Origin of the sequence: Streptomyces sp. H39-C1 (genome assembly GCF_027158125.1) — a bacterium.
GTDB classification, from domain to species: Bacteria; Actinomycetota; Actinomycetes; order Streptomycetales; family Streptomycetaceae; genus Actinacidiphila; species Actinacidiphila fildesensis.
Genome location: NZ_JAPVLS010000079.1, coordinates 17,047 through 38,302, shown reverse-complemented (window position 1 = coordinate 38,302; position 21,256 = coordinate 17,047). Strand labels below are relative to the sequence as shown.

Genomic DNA, 21,256 nt, shown 5'->3' with positions numbered 1-21,256 from the left:
TCCCGGGGCGGCCCGGCCCGGCAATCAACCCTGCGACCCACCAGCACTGCACTGGCCGCCGGATTCCATCACCGTGCCACACACTCCGCGCGGCAGTTCGTGTCTGCCGCGCCCTGCTTCCTTCTTGACTACGACCAGAACACTACCCACACCCGGAAGCGAATGTCTACTTCACACGCGATAGGTTTTCGCGGCACTGCCCGATAGGCATTCTGTCGCCCACTCAGCGACACCCCCGGTCGCGACACGGCACGGAAAGGGCAGGAGAACCGCATGAGACACGACCCCTCACCGCCCATCCCGCACACGGACATCTGCGACGTGTGCGCCCGGCGGCTCACCGACGGGTGCCGCCTGGCCGTCGTCCGGGACTCCTCCGCTGTTCACGCCCGCGACCCGGCACGTGACGGCCTGCGCCTGATCGCCACCTGCTCACCCGAACACCTCACCACCCTGCAGGATGAGTACGACCAACGGCCCTTCATCCCCGAGGAGCTGTGGGCCGGAAAGATCCTGCGCGCCCTGGCGCAGCAGCCCGTCGGGATCACCGGCGAAGCCCTGTCCGCGGCGACCGGGCTGGACGATCTGCAGATCCAACGCACCAGGGCATGGCAGCAGCACCACGCCCGGCGCATGCAGCGCTCCGAGCACCCCCCCACGATCCTCCGAGGGGTGACGGTTCTCGATTGCCGGCTGGGGGTTGTAGCAGGTGGGTATGGGGGCCGCCCTTCGAAGCCTTGGCAGGCAGGGGCCGCGGCTCGCCCCGCGACCATCTCGCGGGCCTGGGGTCCGAGTAGGAACGGCCCAGGAAACCGGTGTTGCTGTCAGAAGTTTTGACAGGTCGTGATCGGGGACGAGTGACGCGGACGTGGTACGAGGAGAATGCGCGGCGCGCTGGGCGCCGGCGAAGCTTCCTGATCGTCCTGGACGAGACGCGTGAACTCACCGAGGATGAGGTCAACGACCTGCTCGGCGACGACGGCCGCCGGCCGGGCCGAGGAGGATGACTACGAATGGGTGCGCTGATCAGCGCACCGTCAGGGCCCCGCGCGTGCGCGTCGCCGGTGCAGACGATGGCGTTCTCGCCGGGGACCGGGGTCTCAAAGCGGGTCGAAGAAGTCGTCCAGGGCTCCGGGGGTGGCGGTGAGCGCGTTGGCGCGCCGCCGCGGGGTCGGGCTTGTGGGCGGGGCCCTGTGGTTCCCGTCGGCGCCCGTGACGCCGAGCCCGGTAGCGCACTGGTCGCGCTACCGGGCTCTTGTGCGCTGGCCGACCGGGTGCCGGGTCAGATCTCGATGTCGACCACGATTTTGGCGTGTGCCGAGCCGTCCTCGACGGCGGCGTGGGCCTGGGCGACCGTGTCCAGGGTGTAGCGGCGGGGGTCCAGCAGCGGCTTGAGCAGGCCCGCGTCGGCCATGGCGGCGGCTTGGCGCAGGATCTCGCCGTGGTGCTCGCGGCCGCGGCCGGTGAGCATGGGCAGCAAGGTGAACACCCCTGAGTAGGTCGCGCCGCGAAAGGAGAGCGGAGCCAGGCTGTGGCTTCCCCACCCGAGGGCGCTCAGGACGTGGCCGGTGTAGGTGCGCACCGCGGCGAAGGAGTCGTCCAGGACGGCGCCGCCGACGGTGTCGAAGACGATGTCGAAGCCCTCGCCACCGGTGTGTGCGGTGACATACTCCTGCACCTCGGTCGTGGCGTAGTCGATCGCGGTGGCTCCGAACTGCCGCACGAGCGCGGCGTCGGTCGCGGAGGCGGTGGCGAAGACCTCGGCGCCGCGGGCGCGGGCGATCTGCACCGCGACGTGACCGATGCCGCCGGCGCCGCCGTGCACCAGGACCTTGTGGCCGGTGCCGACCTGGGCCCGGTCCACCAGCCCCTCCCAGGCCGTGACGACGGCCAAGGGCAGGACCGCGGCCTCCCGCAGGGTCAAGGTGGCGGGCTTGTGAGCGAGCAGTCGGACGTCGGCGGCAACGTACTGGGCCAACGATCCTTGGAGGTCACCGACGCCGCCGCTCAGGCCGTAGACCTCGTCGCCGGGAGAGAACCCGGTCGCGCCGGGGCCGACCTCTTCGACGGTGCCGGCCAGGTCCAGGCCCAGCACCGCGGGCAGCACCGTACGGGCGTGCGAGGCCAGGCCGGCGCGGATCTTGGTGTCCAGGGGGTTCACGCCGCTGGCAGCGATCTTGACCAGGACCTGGCCCGGGCCGGGTACGGGTTTGGTGATGTCGGTGAGGTGCAACGAGGTGGCGAACTCGGTCAGTACGGCTGCGCGCATGGTCCTGGTCCTTCGGTAGGTCACGATGGAGGCCACCGTTATGAGGAGCGGTTGGGCTGGGGGCGGGCCGTTGGATCGGGCAGGGCCAGGTCGAGGACCGCGGCCGCGAACGCGGCCGGGCACTCCTGGGGGAGGTTGTGCCCGGCATGCGGCACCCGCAGGTGCTCGCGCGGGCCGGTGAGGTGCGCGGCTGAAGCGGAGCCGTCGGTGGCGGGAAAGTTGCCGTCCGCCTCCCCGTCCAGCGTGATCGTCGGCACGGTGATGGCAGGCTGGCGGGCGAGCTGCCGCTCGAGCTCCTCGTAGGACGGGTCTCCCGGCGCCAGCCCGAGCCGGTGCCGATAGGAGTGGATGACCACGTCCACATAGTCCTCGTTGAAGAAGGCCCGGGCGGTGCGGTCCAGGAGCGTGTCGGCGAAGTCCCAGTCGGGCGGGTTGCGCCGCCAGATCACCTCAGCGATGTCGCGCCGGTTGGCGGTCAGGCCGCGCATGCCGCGTTCGGTGGCGAAGTAGTGGAAGTACCAGAACCCGGCTTCCAGGTCGGGTCGCAGGGGCCGGCCCGCGACGCTGATGTCCTGGATGAGGTAGCTGTTGACCGACACCAGCCCTGCACAGCGCTCGGGCCATAGCGCGGCAACGACGTTGGCGGCCCGCGCGCCCCAGTCGTAGCCGGCCAGCACCGCGCGCGGCAGGCCCAAAGCGTCCAGCAGTTCGATGACGTCGGCGCCCAGTGCCGCCTGCTGCCCCGACCGCGCGGTGGCAGGGTCCGCGAAGCGGGTGGGGCCGTGGCCGCGCAGGTAGGGGACGATGATCCTCAGGCCGGCTGCGGCCAGTTCCGGGGCGACGTCGACGTAGCTGTGGACGTCGTAGGGGAATCCGTGCAGCAGCAGGACGGCGGGGCCCCGGGCAGGGCCGGCCTCGTAGTAGGCGACCTCCAGGACACCGGCCCGCACCGTGCGCGAGGTGCCGAGCCCGGCAGGTCCTGCGGAGGTCGCCGCTGCGGGGATCACGGTTGCAGCAGCCACTGGGACTCGGCGCTTGCGCGCGAGGGGCGCCAGTCGATGACCGTGTGCGTGGCCACCTTGTTCCTGCCGAACGGGTCCCGGGCCAGGATGCGGCCCAGCTCCTCTCGGTCATTGGCCCTGGCCAAGATCAGGCCGCCCGTCCTGGGGTCCTGGCGGCCGGAGGCGATGAAGTGCCCGGCTGCGAAGTTCTCCTCCAGCCAGGTGTTGTGGGCCTCCAGGTGGCGGTCGATCTCGTCGAGCGGAGCGGTGTAGTTCAAGATCACGATGAACATGGTGTGCACGGCCAATCATCAGAACGGAGCGGTACGGGCCATGGGGTCAGGCGGGCTGGACCCGGGCCCAGAAGTCGTTGAACTCGACGCTGTCGAAGAACGCGACGGCGCTGACGATCCGGTGTTCGCGCATGGTCAGGAACCAGGCGTAGGTGTTGTCGTAGCGGGAGCCGTCACGCACGGTGGCGCTCGCGTCGAACAGGGCGACCACGGTGTCCCCGTCGGCGTACAGCGCCCGTACGGACGGCACCAGCGGGCTGCTCAACCGCGCATTGAACGGGGTGATGACCGTGTCGATGAATGCCGCACGGGTGGGGTAGGTGGCGGAGGCGACGCTGTTGCCGACGATGGTCCAGTTCGCGTCCTCGGCCAGGAGGTCGAACACCCCTCCCGTGCCGGCGGCCCAGGCATCGAACGCCTCCGCGACCAGGTGCTTGTTGGATTCCTCGGACATGGGATCTCTCGTTTCGTCGGTGAGGTGTTCGGCGGCTGCGCCGTCCCTGACCATGCTCGTCGCAGCTCCCGGGCGGTACATGAGTCATCCGACCCGGCTTTCTGCACCGAAACGCCGATGATCGCCTGCGGGTGCCGGTCCGATGCCGCCCATGGCGAGCGCACCGCCCGCGGCGCGGCGGACTGGCCTGCGGCGGCGATGACGTGGAGTGACCGCGGGGCCGCACAAAGAGCCCGCTGCAGTCAGGTCGGATGACTGGTGCGGTGTGCGGGCCTGCGGGATGAGGATTCAGTTGTTCCCGCCGCTCGGCGGGGCAGCCCCATCGCATCCTTAGGAGCACCTCATGCCGTTCGTCAACGTCAAGCTCGTCGACGGAGTGTTCACCACGCAGGAGAAGCACGACATGGCCGCCGCCCTGACCGAGGTCATGGTCAAGTTCGAGGGATCCGAGGCCTTCCGCGAGATCGTGTGGGTCCTCATCGAGGAACTCCACACCGACGGCTGGCACATCGGCGGCAAGCCCTTCGCCGGTCCCGCCACCCTCCTGGACACCCTCGGCCGCTCCGCAGCCACCTACCAGACCATCGACGGCCACCCCGTCACCCGCCCCGACCTCGCCAAGGCCGCCCCCTACACCGGCAAGTAGCACCACCCGGCACCACCTGAAGGGGAATGGCCATGCCGCTCACACAGATCTCACCGGTCATCCTGACCCTTCGCGACGCGGCCACGGCTTCCGCCGCAGGTGTCGACAAGGCCACTGAGCTCGGGGTTCCGTGCACCTTCACGGTCCTGGACGGCGGCGGCAACACCGTCTTGGTGACCCGGATGGACGGTGCGGCGCTCGCGTCCATCGACACCTCCGGGGCCAAGGCCCGCACCGCGGTGTACTTCGGCGCCGCGACTGCGGACCTGGCCCCGGCGGTGCAGTCCGGCGCCCCGCTGTCGTCGATCCAGACCGCCACCGCGCTCCCGCTGGCCTTCGTCGCCGGCGGCGTCCCGATCATCGACGCCGCCGGGGTCGTCGTCGGGGCGTTCGGCGCAGGTGGCGGATCACCCGCCCAGGACCACGAGGTCGCCGCGTTCGCGGTCCAAGCCCTGCGCCGCCCCTGACCCGGCAGCTATCTCCGCAGCGCCGCCCCGACACATCCCATCCCTCCGAAAGGGAAGCAGCGCCATGCCCTACATCACGGTTGCCAAGGAAAACACCACCGACGTCGACCTGTACTACGAGGACCACGGCCAGGGCTCGCCCGTTGTGCTGATCCACGGCTACCCGCTGGACGGCAAGTCCTGGGAGCTGCAGATCCCAGCGCTCCTCGCGGCCGGGCACCGCGTCATCACCTACGACCGCCGCGGCTTCGGTCAGTCCAGCCAGCCCACCACCGGCTACGACTTCGACACCTTCGCCGCCGACCTCGATGTGCTGCTCGACGTGCTGCGCCTCAAGGACGTCGCCCTGGTCGGCTTCTCCATGGGCACCGGCGAGATCGGCCGCTACATCGGCACCTACGGCACCGCCAACCTGCGCAAGGTCGCGTTCCTCGCACCCATCGAACCGTTCCTGCTGCAGACCCCCGACAACCCCACCGGCCTGCCCGCCGACGTGTTCGACGGCATCATCGCCACCGCGCAGAAGGACCGGTACGCCTGGTTCACCAACTTCTTCAACGACTTCTACAACCTCGGCGTGAACCTGGGCACCCGCATCAGCGAAGAGGCGGTACGCAGCAGCTGGAACACCGCCACGACCATGTCGCCGTTCGCGTCCTCGGCCGTGGTGCCCAGCTGGCACACCGACATGCGCGCCGACATCGCCAAGATCGACGTGCCGGCACTCATCCTGCAGGGAACCGCCGACCGGATCCTGCCGATCGACGCCACCGGGCGGGTGTTCACCCAGGCCGTGCCGGCCGCGCAGTACGTCGAGATCGACGACGCCCCCCACGGGCTGCTGTGGACCCACGCGGAGCAGGTCAACACCGCACTGGTGGACTTCCTCGCCGCCTGACTCCGCGTGGACGGGCAGGTGACGGCCGCTGCCGCCACCTGCCCGTCCATGGCCCGCCCGCCTCCTGTCCCCAACTGGGCAGCCACGTCGAGGGGCAAAGGGACAGGCGCACAACACCCGATGAAGCCCCTGGCTGAGGAGAAGAAATCAACCATGCGCGCCAGTCCCCTCGTTCCCCTGCTCAACGTCTGGCAATGGCAGGCCGACGCCGCCTGCCAGGGCATGGCATCGGCCGTGTTCTTCTCACCCCCCGGCGAACGCGGCCACCGCCGACGCAGGCGCGAACAACGCGCCATCGCCGTTTGCCAGGACTGCCCGGTCCTTAACAGGTGCGCCGCGTTCGCCCTGAACACCCGCCAGCTATCCGGGATATGGGGCGGCCTGACCGAACGCCGGTGCAGGATCCCGCAGCCCGCGTCGAGGGCCGCATGAGCACAGCCGATCCGCTTCCTGCAGGGAACTGCCCTCGTCAACCCGCCCCGGGGCTTTGGATCACCGGGCAGCGAACCTCGAACAGCGTGACCTTGCGCGTGGGCGGTGAGATCGATCTGGATACCGCACCGGTCCTGGAAGCCGAGATCTACGCCTGGCTGCGCTGCCCACTGGTAGCCGTCACCGTGGACCTCAGCTCCGTGACCTTCATCGACTGCTCCGGACTCAACTCATTGCTGCGCTCCCACGCACGCGCGGCACGCGAGCACAGCACCGTCCGCATCGGACCCGTGAGCGCCACAGTGGACCGCTTCCTCACCCTGGTATGCGCCATGCACCCACTGCCCGACGACCTGTTCCAGAACCACGGGCAGCCCGTGCCAGCCACGGCCCCTGCGCTTCTGGTCCTCAGCACCACCTGAGCTGACCTCCCTTTGACCCGCTGGACCCCACCACCTTCCGAGGAGATCCGCCATGTCCGTCCGCCGTCCCCGCCTGCACACCCTGCTCGTCACCGCCGCCGTCACGGCTGCGGCCAGCCTGTCCCTGACCCCGCTGGCCTCCGCCCACACCACCCCCGCCGCTTCGAGCACCGCCGCCAAGCCCACGGTGGTGCTGGTGCACGGCGCGTTCGCCGACTCCTCGAGCTGGAACGGCGTGGTCAAGCGTTTGCAGCACGACGGCTACCCGGTCATCGCTCCGGGCAACCCGCTGCGCGGCCTGGCCCAGGACTCCACCTACATCGCCAGCGTCCTGGCCAGCGTCAAGGGCCCGGTCGTCCTGGTCGGCCACTCCTACGGCGGCGCCGTCATCTCCCAGGCCGCCGCGAACGACCCCCAGGTCAAGGCCCTGGTCTACATCGCCGCACTCGTCCCCGACACCGGCGAGAACCTCGGCGCGCTGGCCAACAAATTCCCCGGGACCAACGCACTGAACCCCTCCCTGCGCCCCATTCCCTTCAGCAACGCCGACGGCACCGGCGGCTCGGACCTGTACGTCGACCCCACCTTGTTCCGCTCCGTGTTCGCGGCCGACCTGCCCGCTTCACAGACTGTTGTGATGGCCGCCGAACAGCGCCCCATCGCCGCCGCCGCATTCGCCGCCTCGCCCACGGCCGCCGCCTGGCACACCATCCCGTCCTGGGCCCTGGTCGCCAAGCAGGACCAGGCACTGGGCGCACCGGTGGAGCGTTTCGAGGCCCAGCGCGCCCATTCACACACCATCGAGATCAGCAGTTCCCACGTCGCCATGATCTCCCACCCCGGCACCGTCACCCACCTCATCGAGGACGCCGCCACCACCACCCGCTAGGCCACGGCCTGAAACGACCCCCCGGCGGGAACGGGCGGCCGTCCCCAGGACGGCCGCCCCACGCCGTGGCCGCATTGCAGCATCAGCTGCGACACCGCGAGCCGAGACAGACTGCGGACCGCCGCCTATAAGACCCCCTGCGAGTTCGTGGATCAGTACGAGGCGGAACGGCGTCCAATAGAATCGGGACAGCAAGGGATGCATCGAACAGAGAAGATGATCATGAATAGGTCCCGCCGACCCGCGTCTCCGCGGACCCGGCCAGGTCCGCTGCTCGCGTTCGACGCGTTCGGCCAGCCCGCTGCGCACTCGGCCCGCCGAGGGATCCCGGTACCGCATTGCCGCATTCCCTGAGGTGACAGCACCCGCATTCGGAAAGAGGCACCTTCGCATGAGCGCAGAGCATCCGGGAACCGGGGATCGCAGCGCCGCGCCCAGTCTGACCGGCCGGTCCAGCGCATTGGACCTCATCAAAACGGTGATCGACGACACCGCCCGGCTGGGCGGCTCGTTGACGCTGTTCGGTGACCCCGGTGTGGGAAAGTCCGCTCTGCTCGATGCTGCCGCCGATCTCGCCCAGGCCGGCGGCATGAGGACGTTGCGGGCCGCCGGCGCCCAGTTTGAGGCCAATATCGCGTTCGCCGGCCTCAACCAGCTCCTCGTGCCGCTTTTCCCCCTGTTCTCCGACCTCGACCCGGACCACGACAGCGCCCTCCGCGTGGCTCTGGGCTTCGGCGAAGGCGCGACGCCCTCGCGCATCCTCATCTCGACCGCGGCCCTGTCCGTCCTGCTGCTCGCCGCACGCGAACAACCGCTGGTCGCCATCATCGACGACGCCCAGTGGCTCGATGACGCCAGCGCCGACGTCCTTTCCTTCGTCGCGCGGCGGGTCGCCGGAACCTCTGTGCGCATGCTTTCGGCAGTCCGCACCACCGGGCAGCCCCTGCACACGCGCGGGGACGTCAACAGCCTCACCATCCATCCTCTGGACGACGCGCAGTCCGAAGCCCTGCTGTTCGCCCGCCACCCGGACCTGGCCGAGCACATGCGCCGGCGCATCGTCTCCGAAGCCCAGGGCAACCCGCTCGCCCTCGTCGAGCTCCCAACAACGCTGACGCCGGACCGGTACCCCACGGCGGACACCCTTCCCACCGTGCTGCCACTCACCGAGCGACTCACCCGCATCTTCACTGCCCGCATCGCCGCGCTGACGCCGCAGACCCGGGACCTGCTCCTGCTGCTCGCCCTGGACGGCTCGGGCCAGGTCCTGTCCGACGAGCGCGTAGTGGGACCCGATGCCGCCACCCAGCTCGACCTCGCCGAACGTGAGCGCGTCATCACCGTCGACAGCCGACACTCGGTTGTCTTCCGTCACCCGCTGGTGCGCTCCGCTGTCGTCGAACTGGCCCGACCGGAGCAACGACGCCAAGCCCACCGGGCCCTTGCCAACTGCCGGCACTCCGATCCGGGGCACCGCGCCTGGCACCTCGCCGAAGCGTCCTTCGGCCCCGACGAGGAGGTGGCCACTCTCCTGCAGCACGAGTCGATCCAGGCCCTTAAACGCGGCGACCCCTCTGCGGCCGTGGCGGCGATGACCCGGTCGGCCGATCTGAGCCCGGATCCCGAGCACCGATCCCAGCGCCTGGCCGGCGCCGCCTACTTCGCCGCCGAGGTGATGGGAGACCTGCAATCGGTCTCGCAACTGCTCAGCGACGCCCGGCAGCTGGACGCAGGAGTCAGCTCGCTGGCGACCGCGTCAGCCGCGGCCTCCCTCATGCTGTACTCCGACGCCGACGTCATCTCCGCCTTCCGGGTCCTGACCACCGCCCTGCAAGCCCCTGGCCTGGAGCCGACCGCGGAGGAGATCAACGCCGCGATCTGGGTCCTGTCGGTGATCGCCTCCCTCAACGGCCGCAAGGAGATGTGGGACCCCTACCTCGAGCTGGTGGAGAAGTACCGCGGCAAACTGCCGGAAGGCGTGCTCATCCGCTCCGAGGTCGTATCCAATCCCGCCCTGGTCTCCCCCCAGGCGCTGCACACCTTGGACCAAGAGATCGCAGCCCTGACCACCGAGCTCGACCCCGGGCAGATCATCCGCGTGGGGTATGTGGCCAATGACGTCGACCGCCTTGCCGACCTGCGCGAACCACTGCTGCGCGTGTGGCAGGACGCCGCCCGTACCGGAGCCGTCGCCGCCGTCACCAACGCGCTCATGCTGCTGTGCGCGGAAAGCTACCTCGCCGGACGGTGGGACGACACCCAACGCTTCGCCGAGGAGGGACTGGAGCGCGCCGAATCCTACGGGTACGTCAACTTCGTCTGGTTCCTGCACTACAGCAAAGCACTGGCCGCAGCCGCCCTCGGACAACAGGAAGAAGCCGAGGAGCCCCTGGAGGAAATGCTCGCCTGGTCGATCCCCCGTCAGGCCTTCATCGTGCCGCAGCACGTCTACCGCGTACGAACCCTCGCAGCGATCGGACGCGGCGACTACGAGACCGCGTACACCCAGGCGACCAAGATCGGCCCCCACGGACTGGAACCCGGAACCGCCCGGCAACTACAACTCTTCGTCGCCTACGACCTCGTCGAAGCCGCCGTACGCGAAACGAACTCGGGGCAACCGGCATGTCCCGCAGGCAGGCCGACACGACGGACATACTGCTCACTCCGCAGGAGTTGCAGATCGCCACACTCGCGGCCTCGGGGCTGACCAACAAAGCGATCGGCGAACGGCTGCACCTCTCCGCCCGAACGGTCAGCGGACACCTCTACAACGTCTTTCCGAAACTCGGCGTCACCGCCCGCGCCGGCTTGCGCGACGCACTCACCACCCTTGCAGCGCAGGAGCACCCGTTGCCAGGTGCCATGGTGCGCCAGGATCCCGACGGCCGATAGGCCGTTGAGGCGCTGCCTCGCCCAGGACGCCGAGGGCCGGGCCCGCGACGCCCGCGCAGCAGCCGAGGCACTGGCCGCCGAATGCGGTGATTCCCCGCCAGCGCCCCGCGCCGTGTGAGGCATAACCAAAACGGGGTTCGTTCGCCCGATCGAGTACGCCCCGCACACCCGTACCGCGATATCCTTTTCTCAGAAACGTTCCTTTCCCGGAGCAAGCTGCGGACCGGTGTGACCTTGCCGACCAACTCTTGTTCCCCGGGGTCCGGACGGGCCGCCTACCTACCGGCGCCTTCCGCTCCAGCCCGCCCAGGGGAGCATCAGTGCACCGCCTGCCATACCGGCGGTCACCGTGGCAGCCAGTTCCGCCGCGTCCCGCCACCAGCGTCCGAGCAACAGGTGCATTGCCGCCATGCCGACCGATGCTGTTCCGACCATCAGCAACCCGATCAGCACGACCCTGCGCAATCCTCGCCCCCTCCCAGCCCGCTACCCGTCGGCGCCCTCTCAACGCCGGTACCGGGCGAGGCAGTGTCCAGGCGGGCAGACGCGTCTGCCTACCCGGTGACCTGCGGTTGACGGCGCATCCGTGTGCGGGTGCGGGCGGGGATGCGGAGCACCTTGTGCAGGGAGGTGCCGTGCTCGGCCCACTGGCGGAGTTTGTCGCGGTCGAGCCAGTGGACGTGGTTGATCTCGCCCCAGGTCTTGGCGTCGCGGGTGAAGCCGCCGTTGGTGACGACGAACGCGATGTCGGCGCCGTGCACGGGTCCGGCGGTGCCCTTGACCTCGTACATGGTGCGCGAGACGACCCGGCCGGCGACGGTGGTGTGCTTGCACTGCGCGACGAACACCCGCCCTACCGGGTCCGTGCCGACCGCGTCGGCGGCTTGGTCGCCGCGCTGCCCGACATGCCGGGCAGCGATCCCGTCACGGATCATCAGGTCCCGCACCGCCAACTCGAACCCCGTCGGGTCCAAGGCGTCCAGCTCGGCCAGCGTCAGGCACAGGTCCTTCAGGCGCAGCGCCCGGGCGCGGTGGGCAGCTTGTCGCCGGGCCCACAGCACCAGAGCCACCGCGGCGGCTGCGGCGGCCAGGGCCGGCAGCAAGTACCAGGCCCGCACCAGCGCCCCGAGCGCGGCGCGGACCAACTGCAGCACGATCAGGAAGCCGAAGAAGCCGGCGATGACGGCGGCGATGCGCTCGTTGCGGTGGCGTGGCGGCGGCGGCAGCAGCGCCCGCCAGCGTGTCCAGCGGCGGTTCACCGGGCGGCGGCCGGCTGGGCGACGGTCGGCGTCGGTGTCGGGGTGCTGTTGGTGTCTGTGCTGGTGCTGAAGCCGCCGTGCAGCGCCCCCCATCCCAGGACGGCTGCGACCGCGAAGCCGATCCACTTGCTGCTGCTCTTCGCCCCACGGGTCGAGTTGTTGACCCAGTGGCCGCGCCGGTAGTGCTTGCCTTCGGGCATGAGGAGTCCCCCTCCACGAGCGGGCCGCCCGGTGCGGCCCGTCTCCCTTTCAGATGTAGCAGCGGCAACCGACAACAACCGGTGGATCATTACTCAAAAGGCCGCATTCGAGCCAGAGCGTGCAAACCGTTCCGGGCCATCGACCTGCGGGCATAGGGCGCCGGACACGAGGCACGGGTAGGGATTGCGCCAGATTTCGGGGCAGGCCGCGACGGCGGCGGCCGGCGGCGATGATCCGCGCGCCGTCCGGGGCGTCCTGGCCGACCGGCACCGTGCCGGTCACGATCCGCGGGCGCTGTGCGAACCCGCCGATCCCATAGAGCAGGATCGAGCGGACCCCGCGGGAGGCGAGGCGGGCGGCTTCGCGGCCGCGCTCATCGCCGTGCAGTTCTGCTTTGCCCCGCAGCAGCGACCAGGCGTCCTTCAGCTTCTTCGACCACGCCTTGAGCGGGTCGCCGGATTGCCACACCAGGCCGTCGAGGATCTCGATCCGCCACGGGGCGATCGGGTTGCGCAGCGCCAGGTTGACCTCCGCTCCCCCGGCCCACGTCACGCACGAGCCGCCGCCCTGCGACGGGTACTCCCACGCCCGGTCCCCGGCCGACGGTGCCGGCAGAATCCCGACGTGCTCCCACCTGTCGGGGACCGTCACCCGCACCTGCCAGTGCGACGGCGCGAACAACGCGTTGACCTTCTCCTTGTCCGACATCGCCGCGAACGTAGCGGCGGTGACCCGACGAGGGGTGCCGACGCCGGAGGCCCAGGCGTGCTTGGCGTAGGCGAAGGTCCGGTCCAGCTCGATCAGGCGCGGCAGCTGCTCGGGCACGTACGGCGGCAGGATCAGCTCCGTGCGGCCCTGCCCGGCCGTGACATGCATGAGGCTGCGGATCTCCTCGGACATCACCGGGTAACCGTCGGCCCACTTCGCACCCGTCTTCGCCGGGATGGTGCGGGTCCACAGGTCACGGCCCGTCTGGGACGGGGAGCCCATCACCGTCACGTCCGACCAGAGGATTTTCAGGGCCTTCCACAGCTCCACGAACGCGTCCCGCACGGTGGCCGGGTCAGCGTCGCCGACCTCGAACCACTCCCCCACCGAGCGGATCTCGGTGTACTGCTCGCCGCGCTGCCACCGGCCGACGGGGTTGCGCGGGCGGACCAGGTGCCCGGCCATCCGGTCCCTGCCCCGCGACGCCTCCACCCTCCAGCCCTCCCCGGGTGGCGCGTTCAGCCACGCAGCGACCGCGTCGCGCAGGAACGGGTAGCGGGCGGCGTCGGCGCGCCACGGGTCACCGGCGGTGATGTAGATCCGCTCCACCGTGGCGGGCAGCACCGCGTACACCGCGGCCGGTGCCTGTGTCTGATGCTGACATGCCAAGAGGAGGGTTTTCGGCGAGACGGACGTTGAGCACGTTGTGGCGCCAGTAGCGAGGGCGGGGAGAGAGTTGGGTAGTGGCCCGGCGGCTCATTTTGAGAGCCGCTGATGGTGAATGTGCCAGCTCGCAAGGCTCCTCCCCCGTGATCTCAAGACTGTCACTCGAACGATCGGGGCCCGCGGCCTCACGGCCAGCCAACTGTTGCGATAACGGCGGCAGCGACCTCGGAAATGGGGAGTGTGGTGGCATCGACGGTGAAGTCATCGACTCCTGCCCCGTCGAGGATCCCGGCCAGTTCACTGGATCTCTTCAGGTGCCAATGCAGCGCTTCAGGCTCGTTCTCGTGGCGGCGGGAGAGTCGCTGGTGGACCACCGGCAGTTCGACCTGGAGCCGACACACCGAAAGACCGATACCGACCGCGTCGCCGCACTGCTTCCGGTCGTCCAAGTCCTCGACCACACCGGCCAGGACCATCCGGACCGCACCAGCGGCGAGGTAGTTGCTGGCGATACTGTGCAGGTTCTGCAGCATCATGCCGAAGTTGAAGCGGTCTCCCGGTGCCGCCGGCCAAGACCGCCTCAGCCAGTCGAGGTCGATAACGGCATTCGGCACCCCGGACTCGGTGAGAAGACCGCCCACTGCCTCTGCCACCGACGTCTTGCCGACGCCGACGGTGCCGTTGATCAGGAGGGCACGGGGTTCCAGAGGACTGTCGGCATACATGCCCGGAACCCTACGGCCTGGCGTGACTGGCGAGCTGTGCAGGCCAAGGGCTTGTCGTTTGGCGCCTATTTTCACAGCTGCCGTGCGTATCGCCCGCCTCAGGATCCGAGCAGGTGGTGAGCTCGGGCACTGCAGCCGAGGCCACGGGGGGGGAGAGCTGCCAGCCGGCAACCTGGCGGTTGTGCTGCTGGGCGGGCTGCGTAGGGTTCCTCGATGTCTTCCACCATGTCTTCCACGACCTATCTTGCGCAAGGGCCACGGGTAGCTATCCGCCACGTCTGTCGCCAAGACTACGAGGAGCTCGAAGGGCTGGCCCGCGAGAGCTCTGAGATGCTGCGGCGCTGGCTGTCGGCTCGAGACTCGTCCTTCGAAGCCTTCGAGACTTACCTCGGTCGGTTCGAGCAATCCACTCACGAAGGCTTCGTAATTTGCTTGCAAGGCACTGGCGCGATCGTTGGCGGTGTCAACATCAACAACATCGTCCGGGGCACGATCCAGAGCGGGACTCTGGGGTATACCGCCTACGCATCCACGACCGGCCACGGTTATATGACCGAAGGGCTCGGACTCGTCATGCAGTTCGCCTTCGGCACGTTGGAGTTGCATCGGCTCGAAGCGAACATCCAACCTGAGAACACGCCGTCGTTGAACCTGGTCAAGCGCCTTCGCTTCGTGCGGGAGGGTTACTCGGCCGACTTTCAATTCATCAACGGGGCGTGGAGAGACCATGAACGTTGGGCCATCACAGCGGAGATGGCCTGATCGGAGCAGGGCTTCGAAGGAGGAGATTCGACGTGCCTTGCCGGCGTTGTGGTGGGCTCACGTCGCTGGTCGAGCTGACGGCTCATGACGGCGGTGAAAGGATCGATGCGGTTCCGCAGATCAGGGGCCCCTCCATGGCGGTGGTGAGGACCAACGCCGGGTTGATCAGTCCCGTGCCGTGCTCGACGCGGATGCGGCGTGAGGAGTGGGCCTTGCGCTGGCATTCGTGGATCTCTTCGTACCAGTGCGGTGCGTTCTTCTTGAACTTGCGGTGTGGCGGTGTCACGACGCGTCCGCCTGCCGCGGGACGCAAGGACCGGGAGAAGTTCATCTCCGGCAAGAACAAGCAGAACGCCGTCAAGTCCATGGTCCTCACCGACGCCGACGGCACACCATTGAGATGGCGCAGCCGCGCGTCGCGAGCAGGGGCCGCACCTCGCCGATGGCGCGGGTGATCGTAGAGCCGTCGACACCGAACCAGCAGGCCAGAACATTGTGAGTAGCACCGTGGCGAAGGTGATGGAGGGTGACCAGCAGTGGTCGATGAAGACCAGCCTGTACTTCGCCCCAGCGCCTACAGCCCAGCCTTGCGACGAAGGCGCGACACCAACGCCAACTGGTGCCGCTCGTGCCACACCGGGCCGATCTCAGCAACGAGTTCAGCAATCACGTCAGGCGACAGCCCTGTGACCCGATGACTCCGGAGGATCGCTGCACGCGCTCGGTTGCCCACCACACGAAACATGATCAACGATCAAGATCCCGACGCGCCAGTCCCAACTATGCACGAGCTCGTCATCTGACTGCGGCGGCCTCCGCCAGCTCGCCCCGGCTCAGCCGCTTCTCACCCATCGCCCCGAGTGCGGTGGGCTATAGGGTCTCGGTCCCCGCCGAGGGGAACCCTGGCCTGCGGCGCCCGCGGGTCAGCCCTTGCTGCTGTGAGACGCCAGGCGGCTGGTGCGCTGCGGCCCAGCGGCCACCGCACAATCTTCGGGAGTCCACACAACCCCCGTCGATCACGCGGTGGCCGTTCCGTTCCTGCCCGGTCCGACGCGAGATCGCGAAGTCGATCCGGAGTGTCAGCAGGTGGAGTTGCCCACGCCGTAAGCCGCTTGTCCGATGCACCGGTAGAGCGCATCACATCGCGATCACCGTGGATCAGGCGGGTTAGCGCTGCAGGGTAAGGACACCCGGCCGGTACGGCAGTTGGTCGTAGGGACCGCCGGCGGTGGGAGACTTGCCCTGGTAGAGGAACTGCAGGTTGCAGGGGTCGATGGTCATGGTCTGGTCGGGGTTGTTGCGGACCAGGTCACCATGGCTGATGTCGTTGGTCCAGGTGGCACCGCTGTTGGCCTTGCCAGCGAAGGGGTTGCTCTCGCTGGTGGCCTGCGGGATCCACGAACCGCTCAGGCTGGAGGCCGTGAACGAGCGGAAGTAGCGCTGCTCACCGGCACCCCGAGCCTCAACGATCATGAGGTACTGGTTCTGGCCCTGGACCTTGTAGACCTGCGGCGCCTCGAACAAGTTCTTCACCGTGTCGCTCATGACCGTCGTGTACGACGAGCCGAAGTTGCCGGGGAAGTTCCCGATCGGCATGCTCGCCCGGTAGATGCTGCCGTTGTCACCGGCGAAGAACAGGTACATGTTCTGGCCGTCGGCGATCAGCGTCTGATCGATCGGGGCGGCGCCCGGGATACCGCCGGTGAACAGCGGCTGCGGCGCGGACCAGCCATTGGGGTTGGTGGGATCGCTCGACGTGCGGTAGATGAAGGGCCACGCACCCCACTGGTACGCCAGCACCCAGATGTTCTTGGGCGCGAAGTAGAACAGCGTGGGCGCCACCGTGGACTGGCTCATCCCGTTCTGGCCGGCCGACGCCATGTCCGACCAGTTCGTGAAGGGACTGAACATCATCGAGCCGTACGACGAACCCGACACGTTCGACGCGTAGACCAGGTGCTTGCCGTTGTACACCACGTTGGTGAAGTCCTTCAGCGCGGCCCACCCGTTCGCCGGCTGCGCCAACGCACCCGTCGACGACCAGCGGTACGTCGACGGAAGAGAACACGGGCTGCCCGTCGGCGGAGGGGTCGACGTCCCGGACGGGCCGGTCCACTTCTGGTTGCTGCCGGACCCGCAGGAGTACAGCTGGATCTTGGTGCCGTTGGCGGTGGCCGCGCCGACGGCGTCGAGGCACAGCCCGGACTGGCCACCGGCGATCGTGCCGTTGGTGTTGATGTTCCACTGCTGGTTGGCGCCGCCGTTGCAGTCCCAGATGACCACCGCGGTGCCGTTGCTGGTGCCCTTGGCCATGGCGTCCAGGCACTTGTTGCCGTAGATCATCAGCTGCTTGCCGGAGGTGTAGGTCCAGCGCTGGTTGGTCTGTCCATTGCAGTCCCACAGCTGTGCCTGGGTGCCGTTGACGGTGGAGGAGCCGTTGATGTCGATACAACGACCGGCGGCGACGCCCTTGATCTCCCCGGTACCGGTCCCGCCGGTCGTCCCGCCCGTGGCGGGACCGGGCGCGGCCTTGAGGGCGTTCATGACTGCGGTGTACGCGGCCTTGGGGTTGCCGTTGTTGTCGAACAGCAGGGGGCTGTCGCCGCTGCGCCAGGAGTCGCTGTCACGGATGCCCCATACCGTGATGCCGGTGCACCGGGCCACGGACAGGCAGGCGTTGACGGTGTTGGCGTAGTTGGCTGGCGATGCCTGGGCGATGTCCAGCTCGGTGATCTGGACGTCAACGCCCAGGGCGGCGAAGTTGGACAAGGTGCTCCGGAAGCTGGACGGCGGGCCGCCGGTCCCGAAGTGGCTCTGGAACCCGACGCAGTCGATCGGCACGCCGCGGGACTTGAAGTCCTTGACCATGCTGTAGACGCCTTGGGTCTTGGCGTCCGACCAGTTCTCGATGTTGTAGTCGTTGTAGCAGAGCTTGGCCGAGGAGTCGGCCGCCCGGGCGGTGCGGAACGCTTCCTCGATGAAGCCGTTGCCCAGCACGTTCTGGAACACCGAGCTGCGGTGCTGGGTGGAGCCGTCGGCGAACGCCTCGTTGACCACGTCCCAGGCGTAGATCTTGCCCTTGTAGTGGGTCATCTCGGTGGTGATGTGGTTGTTCATCACGCTGCGCAGCGTGTTCGCGTCCCGGATGGAGCTGACCCAGGTCGGGAGCTGTGAGTGCCAGACCGTGGTGTGGCCGCGCATGCGCTGGCCGTGTGCCGTGGCGTGGTTGACGATCTGGTCGGCGGGGCCGAAGGTGAAATTGCCGCGGGACGGTTCGATGGCGTCCCACTTCATCTCGTTCTCCGGGGTGATCATGTTGAACTCCCGGTCCGCGATCGCGGCGTACGTCGAGTCGCCGAGCCTGCCAGCGGCCACAGCGGTGCCGAAATACCTGCCCGAGGGCGCCGCCTGCGTACCCAGGGTTGCGGCTCCGGCGGAGGGGAGGAGCGTCACGACACCGGCCACCACCGCCGCGGCCGACAGTCCTATCGTCCATGTCCGGCGACGCCTGCCGAGCCTGTGCAGGCCCTTCATGATTCTCCTCGGGGGTCGCGGGTCACTCTGGGTGCCGTGATCGTGCGCGCATCGGCCGGTACGGCCTGATCCGCCGCGGGGTGGGTGCGGTGCAGGACGTGAGGTCGTTCCTGTGGACCGGTCGCCCGGGGTTCATGGATGTGTCGCGTCATTGGAGCGGCTTTCTTCAGGGGATACGTCAACGGGGGAAGTCGGGGAACCTGCCACGCCGGCACGTCGCGGTGAGCGGCGGGAAAGACACCCCACGAAGTGGAGGCCTCCGAACTCGCGGTCTCGTAACAGAAAAGACGCGCCGTCCGAACGATTGCTCAGTGATGCATCTCGCAGACAAAAAGCGTTATGCCAAGCCCCACGGTCTGGTCGTCCCTGTGGAAAGGGCGCGCCGTCCTGATCATCAGTGAAGGTCTTTGGAGTGGTTACGGTGGCGGTGGCGGTGATCAGACTTCAGACCCGTCACGGCGAGGCAGCCGTCGATGAATGCGGATCGAAGCTGGCGTTCGGGGCAGCACTCGGCTCACCGCCGATGTAAGAACGGCGTGGTGCAGGATCACCAGCCGTCACAGCACTACTCGGTCCAACATGCTCAGGGAGCGGCTCTCAAGCCCAGGCCCTGCGGACGATGAAAGAAGCCTGGCCGGCGAAGGCCTGAGTGCCGTCGGAGCCATCGAGCCAGATGCCACCGTCGCGGTGGCGGAGGACCGATCCGGGATAGTTGTGCGCGTGCAGGGTTACCGCCCCGGCGACCGCTCCGGGGCGCGGACAGAAGGTGGCGTCTTCACGGAGCAGTTCGCTGCCGTCGTTGGTGCTCAGCCGTAGCCGCAGGTCACGATGGCGCAGATAGCGGCCGTCGGCGGCGCGGAAGGTGACGCACCGTGTGTCGGCCAGCCCCCGGATGACTGAGAAGGTGACTCGCTGCCGTGTCTGCGCGCTGCTGGCCGCGGAGACTCGGCCGAGCGTCGCGAAGTCTCCGGCATACGTGAGGTACAGGGCGGGCTCGTCCACGGACTCCAGCGACTGTGCGCCCGGCGGGACAGTGCCCGCGACGGCGGACGGACTCACCGGGGACGGTCCGGCCGACGCGGTGGTGCGCGACGGGATCGGCGTGGGATTGCCGACCGTGGGCGCGGCGTTGACGCCAGGCACCCGATGCGCCGGTTCGGGCCAGGTCGCGTAGGTGGCGGTCCCGGCGATGAGCACCGCGCCGGTGGCAAGGCCCACCAGCTGATGAGCGGTCACCGCGTGGAGTTTGCCGATCAGCGAGCTGTGCAGACTGCCTCCCCCCGTCGCCGTGCCGACGGCGACCTGTGCCGTGACCTGCCCGGCGGCGCTCACGGCCGTTCCCGACAACAGGCCCTTGGCGGCCAGCGCGGCGATGAGCCCGGCCGGGACCGCCAGCTGCGCGAGACTGAAGAGCAGTAGTTCGGCCGGAACCCGATCTGTCGTCGACGCCGCGCAGACCAGGCATCCGCGGGTGTGCCGCGCGATCCGCTTGCGCCACACCGAAGTACGGAGACCGTCCCAGCCCACGACGGTCTCGTCCAACTGCGGACAGCGCGGGTCTGCCTCCAGGGCGGCGACGATCGTCCGGCACAGTTCCAGCTGCTCGCGCATGCGTTGCAGACGCACTCCGACGTGGGCGACCGTGAGCCCCGTCGCGGCGGCGATGTCGTCACGGCTCAGCGAGCCGGAGCCTTCCTGCCACCACAGCGACAGCAGCACCCGATGGTCCGGGTCGAGCCACCGGCCGGCGTGGACAACCTGACGGCGCTCGTCCGACGCATGCAGACGCAGGATCGTCACGTCCCCCGGTTCGGCGCCGGCATCCGGTATCTGGCGTGCCTCGTCAATGACCGCGGTCCGGCGGAAGAAGGCCCGTTGCCGGTTCCGATGAGTACTGATCTGACGGAGCGTGATCGACACCAGCCAGGACCGGAAGCTCTCCGGGGCACGCAGGGCAGGCAGGTCGCGCACCACGCGCAGCAGCGTTTCCTGGACGACGTCGTCGACGTCGGCATGTCCGCTCAGCGCTCGCCCGACAATGTTGTAGAGCAACGGCAGATACGTGGCGATCAGCTCCTCGCGCGCCCGGTCGTCACCGGCTTGCGCCGCGACAACCAGCCCCGCGTGGTCCGCATCCGTGAGTTTCATTGCCACTCCCTCTGGGGAGCGATCCGCTCCGTACGGCGCCACACCTTGGCGTCGGCAAAGGTATCCTCTGCGCCAAAGGCAGGTAAACGGGAGGGCCGCTGGAGCATCAGTTCTCTCGATGCTCCAGCCAGCCAAGGCGCCAACGCTGTCACCGTGGATGAGACGCTGTTCAATCGCCGCTGACTCCGGACTGGCGCGGCAGATGTCTTCCTTGCCCCGCTTGGGTAGGCAGGCGACTGCGGCGAGGGCCTGAGGCGTGCGCGGCTTCAGACGCCCTGGGTGCGTCCGTCCGTTCCGTGCCCTGGGCTGTCCCGGTCCACGACGGCGGCAGATTCTCCTGCAATGGCAGGATGCCCACCGACCGCGGCGCCGACGTGAAAGGCATCGGCCCGCCGGGCTGAGCCGGCGGGCCGATGCCCGATCATGTGTCGTTCCCGGTGGTGGGGCCGGTCGGTCCTCGCCGGTGAGCCGCCGGATCTGGTTCTTCTTGGTGGTCAGGGTGCTGCCGGTGTCACACGTCCACTGGTGGACGCCTGCGCCGCGTGCGGTGGAGATATTGCTGACGTCGACACACTTGCCGCTGTTTC

General features: G+C 68.6%; 23 protein-coding genes. 9 read left to right on the top strand and 14 right to left on the bottom strand.

The annotated features are described in order from the left end of the window. Positions 1-432: 432 nt before the first annotated feature. From O3W51_RS36810 to O3W51_RS36790, 5 genes are all read right to left on the bottom strand, one after another. Positions 433-651: a hypothetical protein gene (locus O3W51_RS36810; protein ID WP_187144671.1), complete on the bottom strand. Its 219-nt coding sequence runs from the start codon at positions 649-651 to the stop codon at positions 433-435. 631 nt (positions 652-1,282) lie between these two features. Beyond that, on the bottom strand, positions 1,283-2,269 hold the full coding sequence (locus tag O3W51_RS36805; RefSeq protein WP_164292108.1) for a zinc-dependent alcohol dehydrogenase family protein: 987 nt from the start codon (positions 2,267-2,269) through the stop codon (positions 1,283-1,285). Between the two features lie 38 nt (positions 2,270-2,307). Further along, positions 2,308-3,276, bottom strand: coding sequence for an alpha/beta fold hydrolase (locus tag O3W51_RS36800; RefSeq protein WP_244808928.1), 969 nt, complete (start codon positions 3,274-3,276; stop codon positions 2,308-2,310). Beyond that, complete coding sequence (locus tag O3W51_RS36795) at positions 3,273-3,563, bottom strand: YciI family protein (protein ID WP_138357055.1); 291 nt, start codon at positions 3,561-3,563, stop codon at positions 3,273-3,275. Before O3W51_RS36795 ends, O3W51_RS36800 begins: the two co-directional genes overlap by 4 nt. A gap of 46 nt (positions 3,564-3,609) precedes the next feature. After that, complete coding sequence (locus O3W51_RS36790; protein WP_138357039.1) at positions 3,610-4,017, bottom strand: nuclear transport factor 2 family protein; 408 nt, start codon at positions 4,015-4,017, stop codon at positions 3,610-3,612. Positions 4,018-4,360: 343 nt separating this feature from the next. On the opposite strand from O3W51_RS36790, the gene O3W51_RS36785 reads away from it, so the two are divergent. From O3W51_RS36785 to O3W51_RS36750, 8 genes are all read left to right on the top strand, one after another. Beyond that, complete coding sequence (locus O3W51_RS36785) at positions 4,361-4,663, top strand: tautomerase family protein (protein ID WP_138357038.1); 303 nt, start codon at positions 4,361-4,363, stop codon at positions 4,661-4,663. A 32-nt stretch (positions 4,664-4,695) separates the two neighbouring features. Next, positions 4,696-5,130, top strand: coding sequence for a GlcG/HbpS family heme-binding protein (locus O3W51_RS36780; protein ID WP_164292110.1), 435 nt, complete (start codon positions 4,696-4,698; stop codon positions 5,128-5,130). Between the two features lie 64 nt (positions 5,131-5,194). Then, a complete protein-coding gene (locus O3W51_RS36775) occupies positions 5,195-6,028 on the top strand; it encodes an alpha/beta fold hydrolase (protein ID WP_198359376.1) in 834 nt (277 codons plus the stop codon). Positions 6,029-6,076: 48 nt separating this feature from the next. Continuing rightward, on the top strand, positions 6,077-6,460 hold the full coding sequence (locus tag O3W51_RS36770) for a WhiB family transcriptional regulator (protein WP_331284117.1): 384 nt from the start codon (positions 6,077-6,079) through the stop codon (positions 6,458-6,460). An 86-nt stretch (positions 6,461-6,546) separates the two neighbouring features. Beyond that, complete coding sequence (locus tag O3W51_RS36765) at positions 6,547-6,882, top strand: STAS domain-containing protein (protein ID WP_269288460.1); 336 nt, start codon at positions 6,547-6,549, stop codon at positions 6,880-6,882. Between the two features lie 52 nt (positions 6,883-6,934). Then, positions 6,935-7,771, top strand: coding sequence for an alpha/beta fold hydrolase (locus O3W51_RS36760; RefSeq protein WP_198359381.1), 837 nt, complete (start codon positions 6,935-6,937; stop codon positions 7,769-7,771). Positions 7,772-8,162: 391 nt separating this feature from the next. Further along, on the top strand, positions 8,163-10,481 hold the full coding sequence (locus O3W51_RS36755; RefSeq protein ID WP_269288458.1) for an AAA family ATPase: 2,319 nt from the start codon (positions 8,163-8,165) through the stop codon (positions 10,479-10,481). Beyond that, complete coding sequence (locus O3W51_RS36750; protein WP_187144674.1) at positions 10,448-10,666, top strand: helix-turn-helix domain-containing protein; 219 nt, start codon at positions 10,448-10,450, stop codon at positions 10,664-10,666. The genes O3W51_RS36755 and O3W51_RS36750 overlap by 34 nt, the downstream gene beginning before the upstream one ends. Positions 10,667-10,945: 279 nt before the next feature. Here the strand turns inward: O3W51_RS36750 and O3W51_RS36745 are convergent, their stop codons facing one another. From O3W51_RS36745 to O3W51_RS36725, 5 genes are all read right to left on the bottom strand, one after another. Continuing rightward, on the bottom strand, positions 10,946-11,119 hold the full coding sequence (locus O3W51_RS36745; protein ID WP_269288457.1) for a hypothetical protein: 174 nt from the start codon (positions 11,117-11,119) through the stop codon (positions 10,946-10,948). A gap of 101 nt (positions 11,120-11,220) precedes the next feature. Then, entirely contained in the window at positions 11,221-11,925 is a 705-nt protein-coding gene (locus tag O3W51_RS36740; protein ID WP_244808929.1) for a restriction endonuclease, read from the bottom strand. After that, positions 11,922-12,125, bottom strand: a complete 204-nt coding sequence (locus tag O3W51_RS36735) for a hypothetical protein (RefSeq protein ID WP_138357029.1) — start codon at positions 12,123-12,125, stop codon at positions 11,922-11,924. Before O3W51_RS36735 ends, O3W51_RS36740 begins: the two co-directional genes overlap by 4 nt. Positions 12,126-12,174: 49 nt before the next feature. Continuing rightward, entirely contained in the window at positions 12,175-13,503 is a 1,329-nt protein-coding gene (locus O3W51_RS36730) for a hypothetical protein (protein WP_138357028.1), read from the bottom strand. A gap of 182 nt (positions 13,504-13,685) precedes the next feature. Continuing rightward, positions 13,686-14,225 carry an ATP-binding protein gene (locus O3W51_RS36725; RefSeq protein ID WP_138357027.1) on the bottom strand — a complete coding sequence of 180 codons (540 nt, stop codon included), beginning with the start codon at positions 14,223-14,225 and terminating at the stop codon, positions 13,686-13,688. 213 nt (positions 14,226-14,438) lie between these two features. Between O3W51_RS36725 and O3W51_RS36720 the strand changes: the two genes are divergently transcribed. Beyond that, entirely contained in the window at positions 14,439-14,987 is a 549-nt protein-coding gene (locus O3W51_RS36720) for a GNAT family N-acetyltransferase (RefSeq protein WP_232486208.1), read from the top strand. 82 nt (positions 14,988-15,069) lie between these two features. Here the strand turns inward: O3W51_RS36720 and O3W51_RS36715 are convergent, their stop codons facing one another. The 4 genes from O3W51_RS36715 to O3W51_RS36700 form a co-directional block, all read right to left on the bottom strand. Next, entirely contained in the window at positions 15,070-15,273 is a 204-nt protein-coding gene (locus O3W51_RS36715; RefSeq protein WP_232486209.1) for a hypothetical protein, read from the bottom strand. Between the two features lie 86 nt (positions 15,274-15,359). Continuing rightward, entirely contained in the window at positions 15,360-15,641 is a 282-nt protein-coding gene (locus tag O3W51_RS36710; protein WP_232486213.1) for a helix-turn-helix domain-containing protein, read from the bottom strand. Between the two features lie 513 nt (positions 15,642-16,154). Beyond that, a complete protein-coding gene (locus tag O3W51_RS36705; protein WP_138357026.1) occupies positions 16,155-18,521 on the bottom strand; it encodes a non-reducing end alpha-L-arabinofuranosidase family hydrolase in 2,367 nt (788 codons plus the stop codon). 597 nt (positions 18,522-19,118) lie between these two features. After that, positions 19,119-20,669 carry a sigma-70 family RNA polymerase sigma factor gene (locus O3W51_RS36700; protein WP_138357025.1) on the bottom strand — a complete coding sequence of 517 codons (1,551 nt, stop codon included), beginning with the start codon at positions 20,667-20,669 and terminating at the stop codon, positions 19,119-19,121. Between the last annotated feature and the right edge of the window lie 587 nt (positions 20,670-21,256).

Coding starts and splice junctions, on each gene's coding strand:
- O3W51_RS36720 (WP_232486208.1), top strand. CDS start 14,439: ATGTCTTCCACCATGTCTTCCACGACCTATCTTGCGCAAGGGCCACGG.
- O3W51_RS36700 (WP_138357025.1), bottom strand. CDS start 20,669: ATGAAACTCACGGATGCGGACCACGCGGGGCTGGTTGTCGCGGCGCAA.
- O3W51_RS36790 (WP_138357039.1), bottom strand. CDS start 4,017: ATGTCCGAGGAATCCAACAAGCACCTGGTCGCGGAGGCGTTCGATGCC.
- O3W51_RS36755 (WP_269288458.1), top strand. CDS start 8,163: ATGAGCGCAGAGCATCCGGGAACCGGGGATCGCAGCGCCGCGCCCAGT.
- O3W51_RS36725 (WP_138357027.1), bottom strand. CDS start 14,225: ATGTATGCCGACAGTCCTCTGGAACCCCGTGCCCTCCTGATCAACGGC.
- O3W51_RS36770 (WP_331284117.1), top strand. CDS start 6,077: ATGGCCCGCCCGCCTCCTGTCCCCAACTGGGCAGCCACGTCGAGGGGC.
- O3W51_RS36785 (WP_138357038.1), top strand. CDS start 4,361: ATGCCGTTCGTCAACGTCAAGCTCGTCGACGGAGTGTTCACCACGCAG.
- O3W51_RS36775 (WP_198359376.1), top strand. CDS start 5,195: ATGCCCTACATCACGGTTGCCAAGGAAAACACCACCGACGTCGACCTG.
- O3W51_RS36795 (WP_138357055.1), bottom strand. CDS start 3,563: ATGTTCATCGTGATCTTGAACTACACCGCTCCGCTCGACGAGATCGAC.
- O3W51_RS36735 (WP_138357029.1), bottom strand. CDS start 12,125: ATGCCCGAAGGCAAGCACTACCGGCGCGGCCACTGGGTCAACAACTCG.
- O3W51_RS36805 (WP_164292108.1), bottom strand. CDS start 2,269: ATGCGCGCAGCCGTACTGACCGAGTTCGCCACCTCGTTGCACCTCACC.
- O3W51_RS36780 (WP_164292110.1), top strand. CDS start 4,696: ATGCCGCTCACACAGATCTCACCGGTCATCCTGACCCTTCGCGACGCG.
- O3W51_RS36705 (WP_138357026.1), bottom strand. CDS start 18,521: ATGAAGGGCCTGCACAGGCTCGGCAGGCGTCGCCGGACATGGACGATA.
- O3W51_RS36760 (WP_198359381.1), top strand. CDS start 6,935: ATGTCCGTCCGCCGTCCCCGCCTGCACACCCTGCTCGTCACCGCCGCC.